The organism is Pseudomonas amygdali, assembly GCF_002699855.1.
Taxonomy (GTDB): domain Bacteria; phylum Pseudomonadota; class Gammaproteobacteria; order Pseudomonadales; family Pseudomonadaceae; genus Aquipseudomonas; species Aquipseudomonas amygdali.
This window is the reverse complement of the sequence record NZ_LKBW01000270.1, coordinates 24,181-39,080: the sequence shown is the minus strand read 5'-3', so window position 1 is coordinate 39,080 and position 14,900 is coordinate 24,181. Positions and strand designations below refer to the sequence as shown.

Below are 14,900 nucleotides of genomic sequence, written 5' to 3'. Positions count from 1 at the left end.
CAGGATGCAGGCCGCCAAGGCAGCGTAAGTGGATAATTGTCCAACCTTCGGGGGGCATACCACTCCAGCGTGGGAATGCCGTGGGTGACGCTCTGCGTCACAGATCTACGCCGCGCCGCCTGTTCAGGATAGGACGCGGAGCGTCCGGAACGGCATGCGACGCAGAGCGCCGCACGATAGTCCAGATAATCGTTCCTCACGTTCCAGCTTGGGAATGCCTTGGGTGACGCTCCGCGTCGCACGATAGTGGCGTCCGGGGAGCCTCAACGGCGAACCAGCAGCACACCCGATTCCATGTGGTGGGTGTACGGAAACTGGTCGAACAGGGCGCAGCGCTCGACCCGGTGGGTGTCGTGCAACTGGGCGATGTTGGCGGCCAGGGTTTCCGGGTTGCAGGAGATATACAAAATGCGCTCGAAGCGGCGGGTCAGTTCGCAGGTGTCCGGGTCCATGCCGGCGCGTGGCGGGTCGACGAAGACGCTGCCGAAGTCGTAGCTCTTCAGGTCCACACCGTGCAGACGGCGGAACGGGCGAACCTCGTTCAGTGCTTCGGTCAGCTCTTCAGCCGACAAACGCACCAGCGTGACGTTGTCCACGCCGTTGTCACCCAGGTTGCTCAGCGCGGCATTGACCGAAGTCTTGCTGATCTCGGTTGCCAATACCTTGCGCACGCGGGTGGCCAGCGGCAGGGTGAAGTTGCCATTGCCGCAGTACAACTCCAGCAGGTCGTCTTGCCGCTCGCCCAGCGCATCAAAGGCCCAGTTGAGCATTTTGCCGTTCACCGTGCCGTTGGGCTGGGTGAACGCGCCTTCCGGTTGGCGGTAGCTGAAGGTGCGGCCAGCCACGTCGAGCTTCTCGGTCACGTAGTCCTGGCCGATGATCAGCTTCTGGCCCTTGGAACGACCGATCAGGCTCACGTTCAGCTCAGCCGCCAATTGCTCGGCAGCGGCTTGCCATTCAGCGTCCAGCGGGCGGTGATAGCACATGGTGACCATCGCATCACCCGCCAGCGTGGTCAGGAAGTCCACCTGAAACAGCTTGTGATTCAACGTCGGGCTGGCTTCCCAGCGCTCGCGCAGCACCGGCATCAGCGCGTTGATGCGCTCGCTGGCGATCGGCAGGCCTTCCAGCAGGATCGGCGTTCGATTGTCGCCCGGCGCGAACATCGCGTAATAACGCTTTTGGTCTTCGCGCCACAGGCGAAATTCGGCGCGCAGCCGATAGTGCTCGCGCGGTGAATCAAACACCTGCGGCTCAGGTGCATCGAACGGCGCCAGCAACTCGCGCAGGCGAACGGTTTTTTCTTCGAGCTGACGGTCGTAGCTCGCAGGGTCGAAAGGAACACTCATGCGTTGAACCAGCCCAGCTTGATCACGAACAGGATCGACAGGATCACCAGCGCGGAATTCAGCTCGCGCCAGCGTCCTGACAACAGCTTGATCGCTGTCCAGGAAATGAAACCAAAGGCAATGCCGTTGGCAATGGAGTAGGTGAACGGCATCGCCAGAGCGGTAATCACCACCGGCGCTGCGACGGTGATGTCGTCCCAGTCGATTTCAGCCATGCCGGACGCCATCAGCACGGCGACGAACAGCAATGCCGGTGCGGTGGCGAAGGCGGGCACGCTGCCGGCCAGCGGGGCGAAGAACAGCGCCAGCAGGAACAGCACGGCGACCACCACGGCAGTAAGACCGGTGCGGCCACCCGCGCTGACGCCCGCAGCCGACTCGATGTAGCTGGTGGTGGTCGAGGTGCCCAGCAGGGAACCGGCCATCGCGGCAGTACTGTCGGCGATCAGCGCACGGCCCATTTTCGGCATGTGCCCGTCCTTGCCCATCAGCCCGGCGCGTTTGGCCACGCCGATCAGGGTGCCGGAGTTATCGAAGATATCGACGAACAGGAAGGCGAAGATGATGCTCACCAGACCAACGTCCAGCGCGCCCATGATGTCCAGCTGCATGAAGGTCGGTGCCAGCGAAGGCGGCATCGACACCACACCGCCAAACGGCGTGAAGCCCAGCACGATGGACACCAGGGTGACCGCGAGGATGCCGATCAGCACCGCGCCGCGCACTTTGAGGTGGTCCAGCGCCACGATCAGAAAGAAGCCCAGGGTAGCCAGCACCGGAGCAGGCTGCTTGAGGTCGCCCATGCCAATGATGGTGGCCGGGTTGCTGACCACGATTCCGGCGTTATGCAGGGCGATCAGTGCCAGAAACAGGCCGATACCAGCGGCAATGGCCGAACGCAGGGGCAGAGGGATGCTGTTGATGATCCATTCACGGATGCGAAAGATCGACAGAATGAAGAACATCACCGCCGAGATGAACACTGCACCCAGCGCGACCTGCCAGCTGTGACCCATGTGCAGGACCACGGTGTAGGTAAAGAAGGCGTTCAGGCCCATGCCCGGTGCGAGGGCGATCGGGTAGTTGGCGATCAGCCCCATCACCGTCGAGCCGATGGCGGCTGCCAGGCAGGTGGCGACGAATACCGCGCCCTTGTCCATGCCGGTTTCGCCGAGGATGCTCGGGTTGACGAACAGGATGTAGGCCATCGCCAGGAAAGTCGTGACGCCCGCGAGAATCTCGGTCCGCACGTTGGTGTTGCGTGCCTTGAGTTGAAACAGCCTTTCCAGCATGTCTGGCTCTCCGTGACGCGGCGCGCGTCGTGAATGATCGACTCCAACAGCAAAGCACAGACTGCGAGGCAGCCCGTTTGATTTCTGCGGGTCGGAAAAAGCCGCGCATCATACCAGCAGCGGGTCAGGATGGCTGCCTGTGGATAAGGGCCTTTCGATGACAAGTGCGCTCATCAAGAAAGCCTGAACGTTGCAAACCTCACGAAGTCCGACCCCTTAAGACGCATAAAAATGCGCTAAGCGAACGCCTACCGTGAGGTTTCCATGAGTGCAACGACCCCGAACCCGAAGGATTTCGCGACCCACGCGATTTCTCTTACCCTGAACGGGCAGCAGCGCCAGCTGGACGTGCTGCCCTGGACCACCCTGCTGGATCTGCTGCGTGATCAGCTCGACCTGGTCGGCACCAAGAAAGGCTGCGACCACGGCCAGTGTGGTGCATGTACCGTACTGCGTGACGGTACGCGCATCAATGCCTGCCTGACGTTGGCGATCATGTGCGACGGCACCGAACTGACCACCATTGAAGGTCTTGCCGACGGCGATCAGTTGCATCCAATGCAGCAGGCGTTCATCAAGAACGATGCGTTCCAGTGCGGCTACTGCACGCCCGGGCAGATCTGCTCGGCTGTCGGGCTGGCCAACGAGGGGCGCGCCAGCACGCGTGCCGAGATCCAGGAACTGATGAGCGGTAACCTGTGCCGCTGCGGTGCGTACAGCAATATTCTTGCGGCGGTCGAAGAGGCCTTGCCACAGTTTCACAATGCAGCGCCGAAGCCGGAGGTGAACGCATGAATCCGTTTACCTACAGCAAGCCGACCGACATCACAGCAGCGGTCAACCTGAGCGGCCCGGCCACGCGCTTCATTGCGGGCGGCACCAACCTGCTCGATCTGATGAAAGAAAACGTCGCAACGCCTGAACACTTGATCGATATCACCGGCCTGCCATTAAGGGAGGTCAGCGAAACGGCTTCTGGCGGACTGATGATCGGCGCCCTGGTGAGTAATGCCGACCTGGCGTATCACCCGTTGATCGAGGCGCGGTACCCGTTGCTGAGCAAAGCCGTCCTGGCCGGTGCATCGCCACAGTTGCGCAATATGGCCAGCACTGGCGGCAACCTGTTGCAACGGACCCGTTGCTATTACTTCTATGACACCGGTGTGCCGTGCAACAAGCGTGAACCGGGCAGCGGCTGCCCGGCGCGTGAAGGTCTGAACCGTATTCACGCAATCCTCGGTGCCAGTGACGAATGTGTCGCCACGCATCCATCCGACATGTGCGTGGCCCTTGCTGCGCTGGAGGCTGTGGTGCATGTCGAAGGACGTGCCGGTCGCCGCACCATCGAGTTCGCGGATTTCCACCGCCTGCCGGGTGATGCGCCGCAACGCGACAACCAATTGGCCGATGATGAGTTGATCATCGCGGTCGAGCTGCCTGCACAGGGCTTTGCCAGTCACAACGCTTATCTGAAGATTCGTGATCGCGCATCCTATGCGTTTGCCCTGATATCGGTCGCTGCTGCCATCGATCTGGACGGTGACGTGGTACGCGACGTGCGTCTGGCGCTGGGTGGCGTCGCGCACAAGCCGTGGCGCGACAAAGCGGTCGAGGCATTGTTGATCGGTAAACCGGTCACTCGCGAGCACTTCGCCGCTGTGGCAGACGCCATGCTTGAAGATGCCAGGCCTCTGGAGCACAACGGTTTCAAAGTCAGGCTGGCCCGCCGCGCGATCATTCGCGCCTTGAGCGATGCCGCAACAGGAGGAAGCGCCCAATGAACCAGCCATTTTCGCCAATGGGCAAGCCGGTAGACCGCGTCGACGGCCGACTGAAAGTGACAGGCGGCGCGCGCTACGCCGGTGAGTACCCTGAAGAAGGGCTGCTGTATGCCAGCGTGGTCTCCAGCACCATCGCCAACGGTCGCGTCGTCAGCATCGATACCAGCGAGGCGTTGAAAGTCGCGGGTGTCGTCGCCGTCATCGACCATACCAATCGTCCTTCAGTGGCCAGCTACGACGAAAACTACGAAGACGCTGACTCGGCCGACGGTTCGCCGTGTCGGCCTTTTTACAACGACAACGTTATGTACAGCGGCCAGCCGCTTGCGCTGGTCGTTGCCGATACGCTGGAGCTGGCACGGCACGCCGGTTCGCTGGTGCGTATCGAATATGAACAGCAGGCTCACGAGACCGATTTGCAGGTCATGCTCGACACTGCCCATGACGCGCCTGCCGAACTGCCGCCGCCGCGTGGCAACTTCGAGGGTGAGCTGGCCAGTTCTGCGCTCAGCGTTGACGTGACCTACAGCACGCCCAGCGAATACCACAACCCGATGGAACCGCATGCTTCCACCGTCCTGTATCAGGCTGACGGCAGCCTGCAGATTCACGACAAGACCCAGGGCACGCAGAACTGTCAGGACTACCTGCATAAGGTCTTCGGTCTGGAAAAGGACAGGATCCGCGTGCTGGCAGCCTTCGTCGGCGGTGCCTTCGGTTCAGGCCTGCGCCCGCAATATCAGCTGCCATTGGCGGTGATGGCGGCGTTGCATCTGAATCGCTCGGTGCGCCTGACCCTGACCCGACAACAGATGTTCACCTTCGGCTATCGCCCGCGCACCGTGCAGCGCTTGCGTCTGGGGGCGGCTGCCAACGGTCGTCTGCTGGCCATTGGGCATGAAGCCATCGGCCAGACTTCGCGATTCGAGGATTTCAGCGAGCATGTTGTTGAGTGGAGCGGCATGCTCTACCACTGCGATAACGTGCAACTGACCTACAAGCTGGTGCCGCTGGACGTGTTTACGCCGTTGGATATGCGTGCGCCGGGCGCGCATTGGGCATGATCGGTCTGGAGTGCGCCATGGACGAGCTGGCCTGTGCGCTGGCCATCGACCCTGTGCGCCTGCGCCTGACCAATTACGCCGAACGCAACGGTAATGAAGACAAACCTTACTCCAGCAAAGAGCTGCGCGAGTGCTATCGCCAGGGCGCCGAGCGTTTTGGTTGGGAAAGTCGCAACCCCGAGCCGCGCATCATGCGTCAAGGTCGCCAACTGGTCGGCTGGGGCATGGCGGGCGGTGTCTGGGAAGCCATGCAGATGAAAGCCAGCGCCAAGGCGCGTCTTGAGGCTGATGGCAGTTTAGTAGTCAGCAGTGCCACGACTGACATCGGTACGGGTACGTACACTGTGATGACGCAGATCGCTGCTGAAGCCTCGGGCATCGATGTGCAGAATGTCACCTTTCTACTGGGTGACTCTTCGTTGCCGACCGCGCCTTTCCAGGGCGGCTCGTTTACTGTGTCTTCAGTGGGTACAGCGGTGCAGCAGGCGTGTCAGGCCCTGCAGCGTCAGGTGCTGGAAGTTGCCAAAGGGCTTCATCCGCAGTTCGCATCTGCCACGCCGGATGAGGTGCGTTTCGAAGCGGGCAAGCTGTATGTGGGCGAGCAGGCGCTGTCGATGGTAGAGCTGGCTGCCTCTCAAGCCAGTGGTGCTATTGAAGTGCAAGTTGATGCCGAGCCGGACAAGAAGCGTGAAGCCTACGCAGCGGCGACGCACTCGGCGGTATTCGTCGAAGTGCTGGTCGACGAGGACCTGGGTACAATCAAGGTCAATCGCGTGGTCAGTGCCGTGGCAGCGGGCCGGGTGGTTAACCCGAAGATGGCGCGTAGCCAGATTCTGGGCGGTGTTGTTTGGGGGATGGGCATGGGGCTTCAGGAAGAGGCGATGCTTGATCACACCTTGGGTCGCCCGATGAACCACAGCCTGGCCGAGTACCATATTCCGGTTAACGCTGATATCGGCGACATTGACGTGCTTTTTGTCGAAGAACACGACGAGATCGTCAACGCGCTGGGTTCCAAAGGCGTCGGTGAGATCGGCATTGTGGGCGTACCGGCAGCGATTGCCTACGCGATCTACCACGCCACCGGCAAGCGGATACGCGAGTTTCCGATCACGTTGGACAAGTTGTTGTAACCGCGCGCGCAAATCCAACTGCTTATCGTGCCAACGCCCTGCGGTGGCATGCGGTTCTGGACGCTCTGCGTCCTCTTGCGTAGGTGGGGCGGCGCATGTGTGACGCGGAGCGTCACGAACGGCATTCTCACGCTAGAGCGTGAGGTACGGTGGGCGTCTGCAAGTGCTCTACCGGTGAGACAACTCGCCACGCGACAATAGACCACACGACTTTAGCGGCTGAACAGGACTACTCTTTCATGGTCGATTGATCTGCATCATTGCGTTCAGGCAGTGATCAGTGCTTCGGCCAGCGTTTTCGCCATTGGAAACGCCAGAATAAAGAAACATAAGCACTCATTACCGTGGGAGCAATCGTTGTTGGCTCACAGCCGGCAACAGGTTTCATCTGAGAGAGGAACATATTATGTTCGGTTTAGAGGCTATAGATCTCGCCCGAATTCAGTTCGCATTCACCATTTCGTTTCACATCCTGTTTCCTGCCATCACTATTGGTCTGGCAAGTTACCTCGCTGTGCTCGAAGGTCTGTGGCTGAAGACCCGCGATGACGTCTACCGTGACCTGTACCACTTCTGGTCGAAGATCTTTGCCGTCAACTTCGGCATGGGCGTGGTCTCCGGGCTGGTCATGGCCTATCAATTCGGCACCAACTGGAGCCGCTTCTCCGATTTCGCAGGTGCCGTTACCGGCCCGCTGCTGACCTACGAGGTACTGACCGCCTTCTTCCTTGAAGCGGGTTTCCTCGGCGTCATGCTGTTCGGCTGGAACCGCGTCGGCCGTAAGCTCCACTTCTTTTCCACGGTGATGGTTGCCATCGGCACGCTGATCTCCACGTTCTGGATTCTGTCGTCCAACAGCTGGATGCAGACGCCGCAAGGTTTCGAGATCATCGACGGCCGTGTCATTCCGACCGACTGGTTCGCAGTGGTGTTCAACCCCTCGTTCCCGTACCGCCTGACGCACATGGCGATTGCCGCATTCGTCGCAACTGCGTTCTTCGTCGGCTCCTCGGCTGCCTGGCACCTGTTGCGCGGTCGCGATACACCCGCCGTACGCAAAATGCTTTCGATGGCCATGTGGATGGCCTTGCTGGTTGCACCTATTCAGGCAGTGGTCGGTGACTTCCACGGTCTGAATACGCTCAAGCATCAGCCGGCGAAGATCGCCGCCATTGAAGGCCACTGGGAAAACGTCGGTGACGAACCGACCCCGCTGATCCTGTTCGGCATTCCCGACATGAAGGAAGAGCGTACCAAGTACGCGGTGGAAATTCCGTACCTGGGCAGCCTGATCCTGACCCACAGCCTCGACAAGCAGGTGCCGGCGCTCAAGGAGTTCAAGCCTGAGGATCGCCCTAATTCGACAATCGTATTCTGGTCGTTCCGGGTCATGGTCGCCCTCGGCATGCTGATGATCTTCACCGGCCTGTGGAGCCTGTGGCTGCGCAAGCGCGGCACGCTGTATAACTCGCGTCCGTTCCTGTACCTGGCGCTGTGGATGGGGCCGTCTGGCCTTATCGCGATTCTCGCCGGCTGGTTTACTACCGAAATCGGTCGTCAGCCGTGGGTCGTGTATGGCCTGATGCGCACCGCCGATGCATCGTCCGGCCACAGCGTGGCGCAGATGAGCATCACTCTGGTGCTGTTCGTGGTCGTGTATTTCGTGCTGTTCGGTGCAGGTCTTGGCTACATGATGCGCCTGGTTCGCAAGGGGCCAAAAGCCTATGTCGAACATGTGCCTCACGGTGGTCCCGGCCAACAACGCACTCCGGCCCGTCCGCTCTCCGCTGCTGTTGAAGGCGAAGAAGATGGCGACCATCCTGACCGTCTCGGCAAGGGGATTTAAGCCATGGGTATCGATCTTCCGCTGATCTGGGCCATCATCATCGTCTTCGGCATCATGATGTACGTGGTGATGGACGGCTTCGATCTGGGCATCGGGATTCTCTTCCCGTTCATGAAAGACAGTTCCGACCGTGACGTGATGATGAATACCGTCGCGCCGGTCTGGGACGGCAACGAGACCTGGCTGGTGCTGGGCGGTGCGGCACTGTTCGGTGCATTCCCGCTGGCCTACTCGGTGGTCTTGTCTGCGCTGTACCTGCCGCTGATGTTCATGCTCATGGGCCTGATCTTTCGCGGCGTGGCGTTCGAGTTTCGCTTCAAGGCGACCGAACAGAAACGCCACCTCTGGGACAAGGCGTTCATTGGCGGTTCGCTGGCTGCAACCTTCTTTCAGGGCGTGGCGCTGGGCGCCTACATCGAAGGAGTTCCGGTGGTAAATCGTCAGTTCGCTGGCGGTTCACTGGACTGGCTCGCGCCGTTTCCGATGTTCTGCGGCCTGGCCCTGATTGTCGCCTATGCGCTGCTGGGCTGTACCTGGCTGATCATGAAAACCGAAGGTTCGCTGCAGAAGGCGATGCATGATCTGGCCCGCCCTCTGGCACTGGCTGTGCTGGCGGTCATGGCGGTGGTCAGCCTGTGGACGCCGCTGGCTCACGCGGACATTGCCCATCGCTGGTTCAGCATGCCCAATCTACTGTGGTTCATGCCCGTGCCGGTTCTGGTGCTGGTGACCATGTACGGTTTGTTCAAGGCTGTCGCCCGCAATGCCCACTACACGCCGTTCCTGCTGACCCTGTTGCTGATATTTCTGGGTTACAGCGGGCTGGGCATCAGCCTGTGGCCAAACATCATTCCGCCTTCGGTATCGATCTGGGCAGCCGCCGCGCCGCCGCAGAGCCAGGGCTTCATGCTGGTCGGCACGCTGTTCATCATTCCGTTCATCCTGGGCTACACCTTCTGGAGCTACTACGTATTCCGCGGCAAGGTGACGGCTGCAGACGGTTATCACTAGTTCGAACCGAGGAGATTGACGATGTCTGGTAAAAATTCCATGCACGATCCTGATCCGGCACTGAGCAAACCGCTCTGGCAACGCCTGGCCTGGCTGGTCGGGATCTGGGCGGGCAGCGTATTTGCGCTGTTTATCGTAGCCAGCCTGATGCGCATGTTCATGAGCGCAGCGGGCCTGACGACACACTGATACTGAATTCCCGTTCGTGTCCTCCGGACACGTTTTGCGACCCTCTTGCCACCCGCTGGCAAGAGGGTCTTTTTTTGCGCCGTGGATTACTTGCGTGCTTTCAGGATCACGAATTTCGGCGTGGCCGCCACTTGCTCGACACCGCGGAACAGGCGCGACAGCTTGGTGTGATAACCCAGGTGACGGTTGCCGACGATATACAGCGCGCCGCCGTTAACCAGTGCGGCACGCGCCTGGAGGAACATGCGCCAGGCAAGAAAATCTCCCACCACCTGTTGCTGATGGAAGGGCGGGTTGCACAGCACCACATCCAGCGAGTCGGGCTCCTGAGTGTCCAGCCCGTCGGCTGCCCGAACTGCCACCGCACGTTCGCCCAGCGTTGCGCGCCAGTTCTCGGTGGCCGATTGCACGGCCATGAACGACTCGTCGACCAGCGTGTAGTGCGCCTGCGGGTTGTCCAGCGCGCTGGCAATAGCCAGCACGCCGTTGCCGCATCCCAGGTCGGCGACCCTTGCGGTGCCGAGGTTTTTCGGCAGATAAGGCAGGAATGCCCGGGTACCGATGTCCAGCCCGTCGCGGCAAAATACATTGGCGTGGTTGAGCAGTTCGATGGCCGGCTCGTCCAGACGGTAACGGGTCGGGTAGGGCGAAGTCCGCACTTCCATGGGCTGCGGCGTGGCGAACAGCAGCCGGGCTTTTTTCACCGCCAGTGAGGCCTGCACCGGCCCTACGTATTCCTCCAGCAGGTCGCCAGCCGAACGTGGCAAATGCTTGACCATGGCTGCCGCGACCACGCGAGCCCCCGGTGCCAGTTGACCCTGCAGGCGTATCAGTTGTTCTTCCAGCAGCGCCAGGGTCTTCGGCACCCGGATCAGCACCCAGTCGAATGGCCCGTTCAAGGGCTCGCTGGCCGGGATGTGTGGTACCGCGTCATAGCTCATGCCATTGCGTGCCAGGTTCTTTTCCAGACCTTGTGCAGCCAGGAAAGAGTCGGTGCTGCTGACCACCGTGGCATGAGACGCCAGACTCGCCGCCAGTGCGCCGAAACTGTCATTGAGCACCAGCACCCGGCTTTGCAGGCTCAGTCCGGTTTCTGCAACATGATTGAGCAGGTACTCGTCAGCAGCATCGAATGCCTGCAACGGCTCATCCTGTTGCTCGGGTTGGCGAATGAGATCAAGTTCAGCGAAAGGACTGATGAGCAGGGGCATTGGCGGGAGAACTCTGTGCAATCGAAAGTATGTCAGTGAGCCCGAAGACAGGTGGGCTCGCCGAGGCAGACGATTTTACGTATTTTTTCGTTTTCATACCTGTTTGATTGCGGTTCGGCTGCGTGCTTTATCAGAACATCCCGCTCAGTGCGGCCTGTACGGCAGCAGCCGTCTTGTTGCAAACGCCCATTTTCTGAATGGCGCTGGCAATGTGAAAGTGGATGGTGCGCTCCTTCAGGCAGAGAATCATTGCGATATCGCCAGCTGTCTTGCCTTCGGCGGACCACTTGAGGACTTCAATTTCTCTCTGAGTCAGGTTTTTTGCTGGCGAGAGCTGTGAAAATTTTATTTCCATTGTGTTCATGTAGCCTCCTTGCAGTACGTGTCCAGACCTTGCTGTTCGTTTATCCAGTCTAGGAACAAAAACACCGCAAACTGCGCCTGCGCGCATTACCCGGACGGATGGGCTGATGGCACTTGGCAGCGTGTTATCGGCCTTTTGGCTGGAACCCCTGTGCAAGAGAGGTCGCGGCAATTTGCCCTGTAGAGGTTCGGTCAGGTATTTGCGGACTCAAGAACCAAATACTCTAAGCCGCAGCGCTGCTGACCGGGTAATTCACCACAAACAGCCGGTGTTTATCGGACCCGCTTTGCGGGACACTGGGTTCTGCTTTTCATATTCAGGAGTTCAAAGCACACCATGACCGTCAGTGACGACAAATTCACCCGACAGACACTGCAGCGTGTCACGCCGCTGACCACCAACCTGTTCACCCTGCGCACCACGCGCGACCCTGGTTTTCGCTTTCGGGCAGGACAGTTTGCGCGCCTCGGTGTGACCAAGGCCGACGGCACCACCGTATGGCGGGCCTACTCGATGGTGTCTTCACCGCACGACGAGTTTCTGGAGTTTTTTTCCATCGTGGTGCCGGATGGCGAATTCACCAGCGAACTGAGTCGTCTGCGCGAAGGCGACGAATTGATGGTGGAAAAACTGGCGTTTGGTTATTTGACCCTGGACCGTTTTGTCGATGGCCGCGACCTCTGGCTGTTATCCACAGGTACAGGTGTCGCGCCGTTTCTGTCGATCCTTCAGGACTTCGAGGTCTGGGAGAAGTTCGAGCGGGTGATTCTGGTGTACAGCGTTCGTGAGTCCCGCGAACTGGCCTATCAGCAGTTGATTGGCGAACTGATGCAGCGTGAATATCTGGCTGAATACGCAGACAAGTTCCTGTTTCTACCGACTGTGACCCGCGAACAGCATCCGGGCGCACTAAGTGGCCGCATTACGCAGTTGATTGAAAACGGCGAGCTTGAGCGCGCGGCAGGCATCGCACTGACACCTGAGCATTCCCGGGTAATGCTGTGCGGCAACCCGCAGATGATCGACGACACACGTGCACTGCTCAAACAGCGTGACATGCGCCTGAGCCTGTCACGCAAGCCGGGGCAGGTTGCGGTGGAGACGTATTGGTAAGTGGGGAAGGCAGAACGCTCTGCGTCATACCTCATTGATGCGGCACGATGTTATGTCTTGCACGTATTCAGTGCTTATAGACGCGCTTTTTTATCACGATGGCACTGACGACGCAGAGTGCGACGTTAGTGACGGCTGAGTCCTGGCGCTGATCCGGGGGTAGCCTGGCAGGACGCCAGGCTAGCCGCACCGGGCCATGGATGGCCCGTTGCGGCGACCCCCGGATCAGTGACAGGGCGAAGGAACCCGACGAAGTCGGGCCGGAAACAGGAGCGAGGGGCTTTGGTTACTTTGGCCCCATCAAAGTAACTCGCCGAGGGGCGAAAAGGTGACTCGAGTCGAGCCTGAATCTCACTGAATCGCAGAACTGTGTGACGCGGAGCGTCACGAAATGCATTACCACGCGGAGCGTGGGAACGAGAATCAAGTAATGACTCTCCGCGCGCTAAAGGCTGGACGCAGAGCGTCTGGAAATGCATCCCCACGCGGAGCGTGGGGACGATAGTCAGCAGGTCCAGGCCTTATTCGATCAAAGCGGACGCGTAGGGTCTACAGTGACTGGCGCGGCCGGTTTGTTCTGTTCCTTGAGCAGGTCACGAATCTCGCTCAGCAGCACTTCCTGCTTGGAAGGCGTTGGTGGCAGGGTCGGTGCCTTGGCTTCTTCGCGCTTGAGGCGGTTGATGGCCTTGACGCCCATGAAGATCGCGAACGCGACGATAATAAAGTCGATAACCGTCTGGATGAACTTGCCATAAGCCAGCAGCACTGCCGGTGCCGTACCTTGCGCAGGGCGCAGGGTGATGGCCAGGTCACTGAAGTCCACGCCGCCGATCAGCAAGCCTAACGGTGGCATGATCACATCGCCGACGAACGACGAAACGATCTTGCCGAATGCCGCGCCAATGATGATACCGACGGCCATATCGACCACGTTACCTTTGACCGCGAAGGCCTTGAACTCGCTAAGTACGCTCATGGGTAATTCCTTGTTACAGATAAAAGTGATCCGGGAGAGTGAAGTCCAGCCTTACAGTTGTCGTCCGTTCTACGTTCAATCGACCGCAGCGGCTTGTGTAAGTTTTATCCGGTTTTGAAAGTCATGGTTCGCTGCGCAGGTAACTGCTGGCGCAACCTGCGTTATCATGGGCGTTTTTTACGACTGGGGTTGTCATGGCCAAGGCCAAACGCTTGTACGGCTGCACCGAGTGCGGCGCGACATTTCCCAAGTGGGCGGGCCAGTGCAGCGAATGCGGTGCCTGGAACACACTGGTCGAAACGATGATTGAGAGTGGCGCTGCTGCGCCGCCCACCGGGCGTACCGGCTGGACCGGTTCACAGGCGCAAATCAGAACCCTGGCAGAAGTCAGTGTCGAAGAGATTCCGCGCTTCTCCACCAACTCCACCGAGCTCGACCGAGTGCTGGGCGGCGGGCTGGTTGACGGCTCGGTGGTGCTGATTGGCGGCGACCCCGGCATCGGCAAGTCGACAATTCTGTTGCAGACACTGTGCAATATCGCCCAGCGCATGCCCGCGCTGTATGTCACCGGCGAGGAATCCCAGCAGCAGGTGGCCATGCGTGCCCGACGCCTGGGGCTGCCGCAGGACAAGCTGCGCGTCATGACTGAAACCTGTATCGAAACCATCATTGCCACTGCCAAGGTCGAGAAGCCCAAGGTCATGGTGATCGATTCGATCCAGACGATTTTCACCGAACAGTTGCAGTCAGCACCGGGCGGCGTGTCGCAGGTTCGCGAAAGCGCGGCCTTGCTGGTGCGCTACGCCAAACAGAGCGGCACGGCGATCTTTCTGGTTGGTCACGTCACTAAAGAGGGCGCGCTTGCCGGCCCGCGTGTGCTTGAGCACATGGTCGACACCGTATTGTATTTCGAGGGCGAGTCGGATGGCCGTCTGCTTCTGCTGCGGGCGGTGAAGAATCGCTTCGGCGCGGTGAACGAACTGGGCGTGTTCGGCATGACCGACAAGGGCCTGAAAGAAGTCTCCAACCCGTCGGCGATTTTTCTCACCCGTGCTCAGGAAGAAGTGCCGGGCAGTGTGGTCATGGCCACCTGGGAAGGCACGCGGCCGATGCTGGTGGAGGTTCAGGCGCTGGTGGACGACAGCCACATGTCCAACCCGCGTCGTGTAACGCTGGGTCTGGACCAGAACCGTCTGGCCATGCTCCTGGCGGTCCTGCATCGACATGGCGGTATTCCGACTCACGATCAGGACGTGTTTCTCAACGTAGTGGGCGGTGTGAAAGTGCTGGAAACCGCATCCGACCTGGCCTTGATGGCTGCGGTGATGTCCAGCCTGCGCAATCGTCCGCTGCCGCATGACTTGCTGGTGTTTGGCGAAGTGGGGCTGTCGGGTGAGGTCAGGCCGGTGCCCAGCGGCCAGGAGCGCCTCAAGGAAGCCGCCAAGCATGGCTTCAAGCGGGCCATCGTACCTAAAGGTAATGCGCCGAAGGAAGCGCCACCCGGTTTGCAGATCATTGCCGTCACGCGTCTGGAGCAGGCACTGGATGCGTTGTTCGAATAACCTCGCCCC

12 protein-coding genes and 1 pseudogene are annotated in these 14,900 nt (G+C 60.0%); 8 read left to right on the top strand and 5 right to left on the bottom strand.

Annotated features, from left to right (window positions below):
• Positions 1-263 precede the first annotated feature (263 nt).
• Positions 264-1,349, bottom strand: a complete 1,086-nt coding sequence (gene trmA, locus AO277_RS18245; protein ID WP_044318476.1) for a tRNA (uridine(54)-C5)-methyltransferase TrmA — start codon at positions 1,347-1,349, stop codon at positions 264-266.
• Positions 1,346-2,641, bottom strand: a complete 1,296-nt coding sequence (locus AO277_RS18240) for an NCS2 family permease (RefSeq protein WP_044318477.1) — start codon at positions 2,639-2,641, stop codon at positions 1,346-1,348. Before AO277_RS18240 ends, trmA begins: the two co-directional genes overlap by 4 nt.
• A 264-nt stretch (positions 2,642-2,905) precedes the next feature.
• Between AO277_RS18240 and AO277_RS18235 the strand changes: the two genes are divergently transcribed.
• The 6 genes and pseudogenes from AO277_RS18235 to AO277_RS18210 all read left to right on the top strand — a co-directional run bounded on the left by AO277_RS18235 (position 2,906) and on the right by AO277_RS18210 (position 9,665).
• Entirely contained in the window at positions 2,906-3,436 is a 531-nt protein-coding gene (locus AO277_RS18235; protein ID WP_005733657.1) for a (2Fe-2S)-binding protein, read from the top strand.
• Positions 3,433-4,422 (top strand): FAD binding domain-containing protein, encoded by a 990-nt coding sequence (locus tag AO277_RS18230; RefSeq protein WP_044318478.1) that lies wholly within the window; start codon positions 3,433-3,435, stop codon positions 4,420-4,422. Before AO277_RS18235 ends, AO277_RS18230 begins: the two co-directional genes overlap by 4 nt.
• A pseudogene (locus AO277_RS18225) lies at positions 4,419-6,619 on the top strand (xanthine dehydrogenase family protein molybdopterin-binding subunit). The gene AO277_RS18230 and the pseudogene AO277_RS18225 overlap by 4 nt, the downstream one beginning before the upstream one ends.
• 406 nt (positions 6,620-7,025) lie before the next feature.
• A complete protein-coding gene (locus AO277_RS18220; RefSeq protein ID WP_004655531.1) occupies positions 7,026-8,465 on the top strand; it encodes a cytochrome ubiquinol oxidase subunit I in 1,440 nt (479 codons plus the stop codon).
• A 3-nt stretch (positions 8,466-8,468) separates the two neighbouring features.
• The gene (gene cydB / locus AO277_RS18215) at positions 8,469-9,476 is read left to right on the top strand and encodes a cytochrome d ubiquinol oxidase subunit II (protein ID WP_044318479.1); all 1,008 of its coding nucleotides are present in this window, start codon (positions 8,469-8,471) and stop codon (positions 9,474-9,476) included.
• A 21-nt stretch (positions 9,477-9,497) separates the two neighbouring features.
• Positions 9,498-9,665, top strand: coding sequence for a DUF2474 domain-containing protein (locus AO277_RS18210; RefSeq protein ID WP_002555239.1), 168 nt, complete (start codon positions 9,498-9,500; stop codon positions 9,663-9,665).
• Positions 9,666-9,751: 86 nt separating this feature from the next.
• Here AO277_RS18210 and AO277_RS18205 read toward each other — a convergent pair whose 3' ends face one another.
• A complete protein-coding gene (locus AO277_RS18205) occupies positions 9,752-10,876 on the bottom strand; it encodes a methyltransferase (protein WP_044318480.1) in 1,125 nt (374 codons plus the stop codon).
• Between the two features lie 130 nt (positions 10,877-11,006).
• Positions 11,007-11,240, bottom strand: coding sequence for a helix-turn-helix domain-containing protein (locus AO277_RS18200; protein ID WP_080899224.1), 234 nt, complete (start codon positions 11,238-11,240; stop codon positions 11,007-11,009).
• A 336-nt stretch (positions 11,241-11,576) separates the two neighbouring features.
• Here AO277_RS18200 and AO277_RS18195 point away from each other — a divergent pair, with 336 nt between their 5' ends.
• Positions 11,577-12,353, top strand: a complete 777-nt coding sequence (locus AO277_RS18195) for a ferredoxin--NADP reductase (RefSeq protein WP_004655524.1) — start codon at positions 11,577-11,579, stop codon at positions 12,351-12,353.
• 529 nt (positions 12,354-12,882) lie between these two features.
• Here the strand turns inward: AO277_RS18195 and mscL are convergent.
• Positions 12,883-13,329, bottom strand: a complete 447-nt coding sequence (gene mscL, locus AO277_RS18185; RefSeq protein ID WP_002555236.1) for a large-conductance mechanosensitive channel protein MscL — start codon at positions 13,327-13,329, stop codon at positions 12,883-12,885.
• Positions 13,330-13,523: 194 nt separating this feature from the next.
• Here mscL and radA point away from each other — a divergent pair, with 194 nt between their 5' ends.
• A complete protein-coding gene (gene radA, locus AO277_RS18180; protein WP_044318481.1) occupies positions 13,524-14,891 on the top strand; it encodes a DNA repair protein RadA in 1,368 nt (455 codons plus the stop codon).
• Positions 14,892-14,900: the final 9 nt, after the last annotated feature.

Coding starts and splice junctions, on each gene's coding strand:
- AO277_RS18235 (WP_005733657.1), top strand. CDS start 2,906: ATGAGTGCAACGACCCCGAACCCGAAGGATTTCGCGACCCACGCGATT.
- AO277_RS18210 (WP_002555239.1), top strand. CDS start 9,498: ATGTCTGGTAAAAATTCCATGCACGATCCTGATCCGGCACTGAGCAAA.
- AO277_RS18195 (WP_004655524.1), top strand. CDS start 11,577: ATGACCGTCAGTGACGACAAATTCACCCGACAGACACTGCAGCGTGTC.
- AO277_RS18230 (WP_044318478.1), top strand. CDS start 3,433: ATGAATCCGTTTACCTACAGCAAGCCGACCGACATCACAGCAGCGGTC.
- cydB (WP_044318479.1), top strand. CDS start 8,469: ATGGGTATCGATCTTCCGCTGATCTGGGCCATCATCATCGTCTTCGGC.
- AO277_RS18240 (WP_044318477.1), bottom strand. CDS start 2,641: ATGCTGGAAAGGCTGTTTCAACTCAAGGCACGCAACACCAACGTGCGG.
- radA (WP_044318481.1), top strand. CDS start 13,524: ATGGCCAAGGCCAAACGCTTGTACGGCTGCACCGAGTGCGGCGCGACA.
- trmA (WP_044318476.1), bottom strand. CDS start 1,349: ATGAGTGTTCCTTTCGACCCTGCGAGCTACGACCGTCAGCTCGAAGAA.
- AO277_RS18200 (WP_080899224.1), bottom strand. CDS start 11,240: ATGAACACAATGGAAATAAAATTTTCACAGCTCTCGCCAGCAAAAAAC.
- mscL (WP_002555236.1), bottom strand. CDS start 13,329: ATGAGCGTACTTAGCGAGTTCAAGGCCTTCGCGGTCAAAGGTAACGTG.
- AO277_RS18205 (WP_044318480.1), bottom strand. CDS start 10,876: ATGCCCCTGCTCATCAGTCCTTTCGCTGAACTTGATCTCATTCGCCAA.
- AO277_RS18220 (WP_004655531.1), top strand. CDS start 7,026: ATGTTCGGTTTAGAGGCTATAGATCTCGCCCGAATTCAGTTCGCATTC.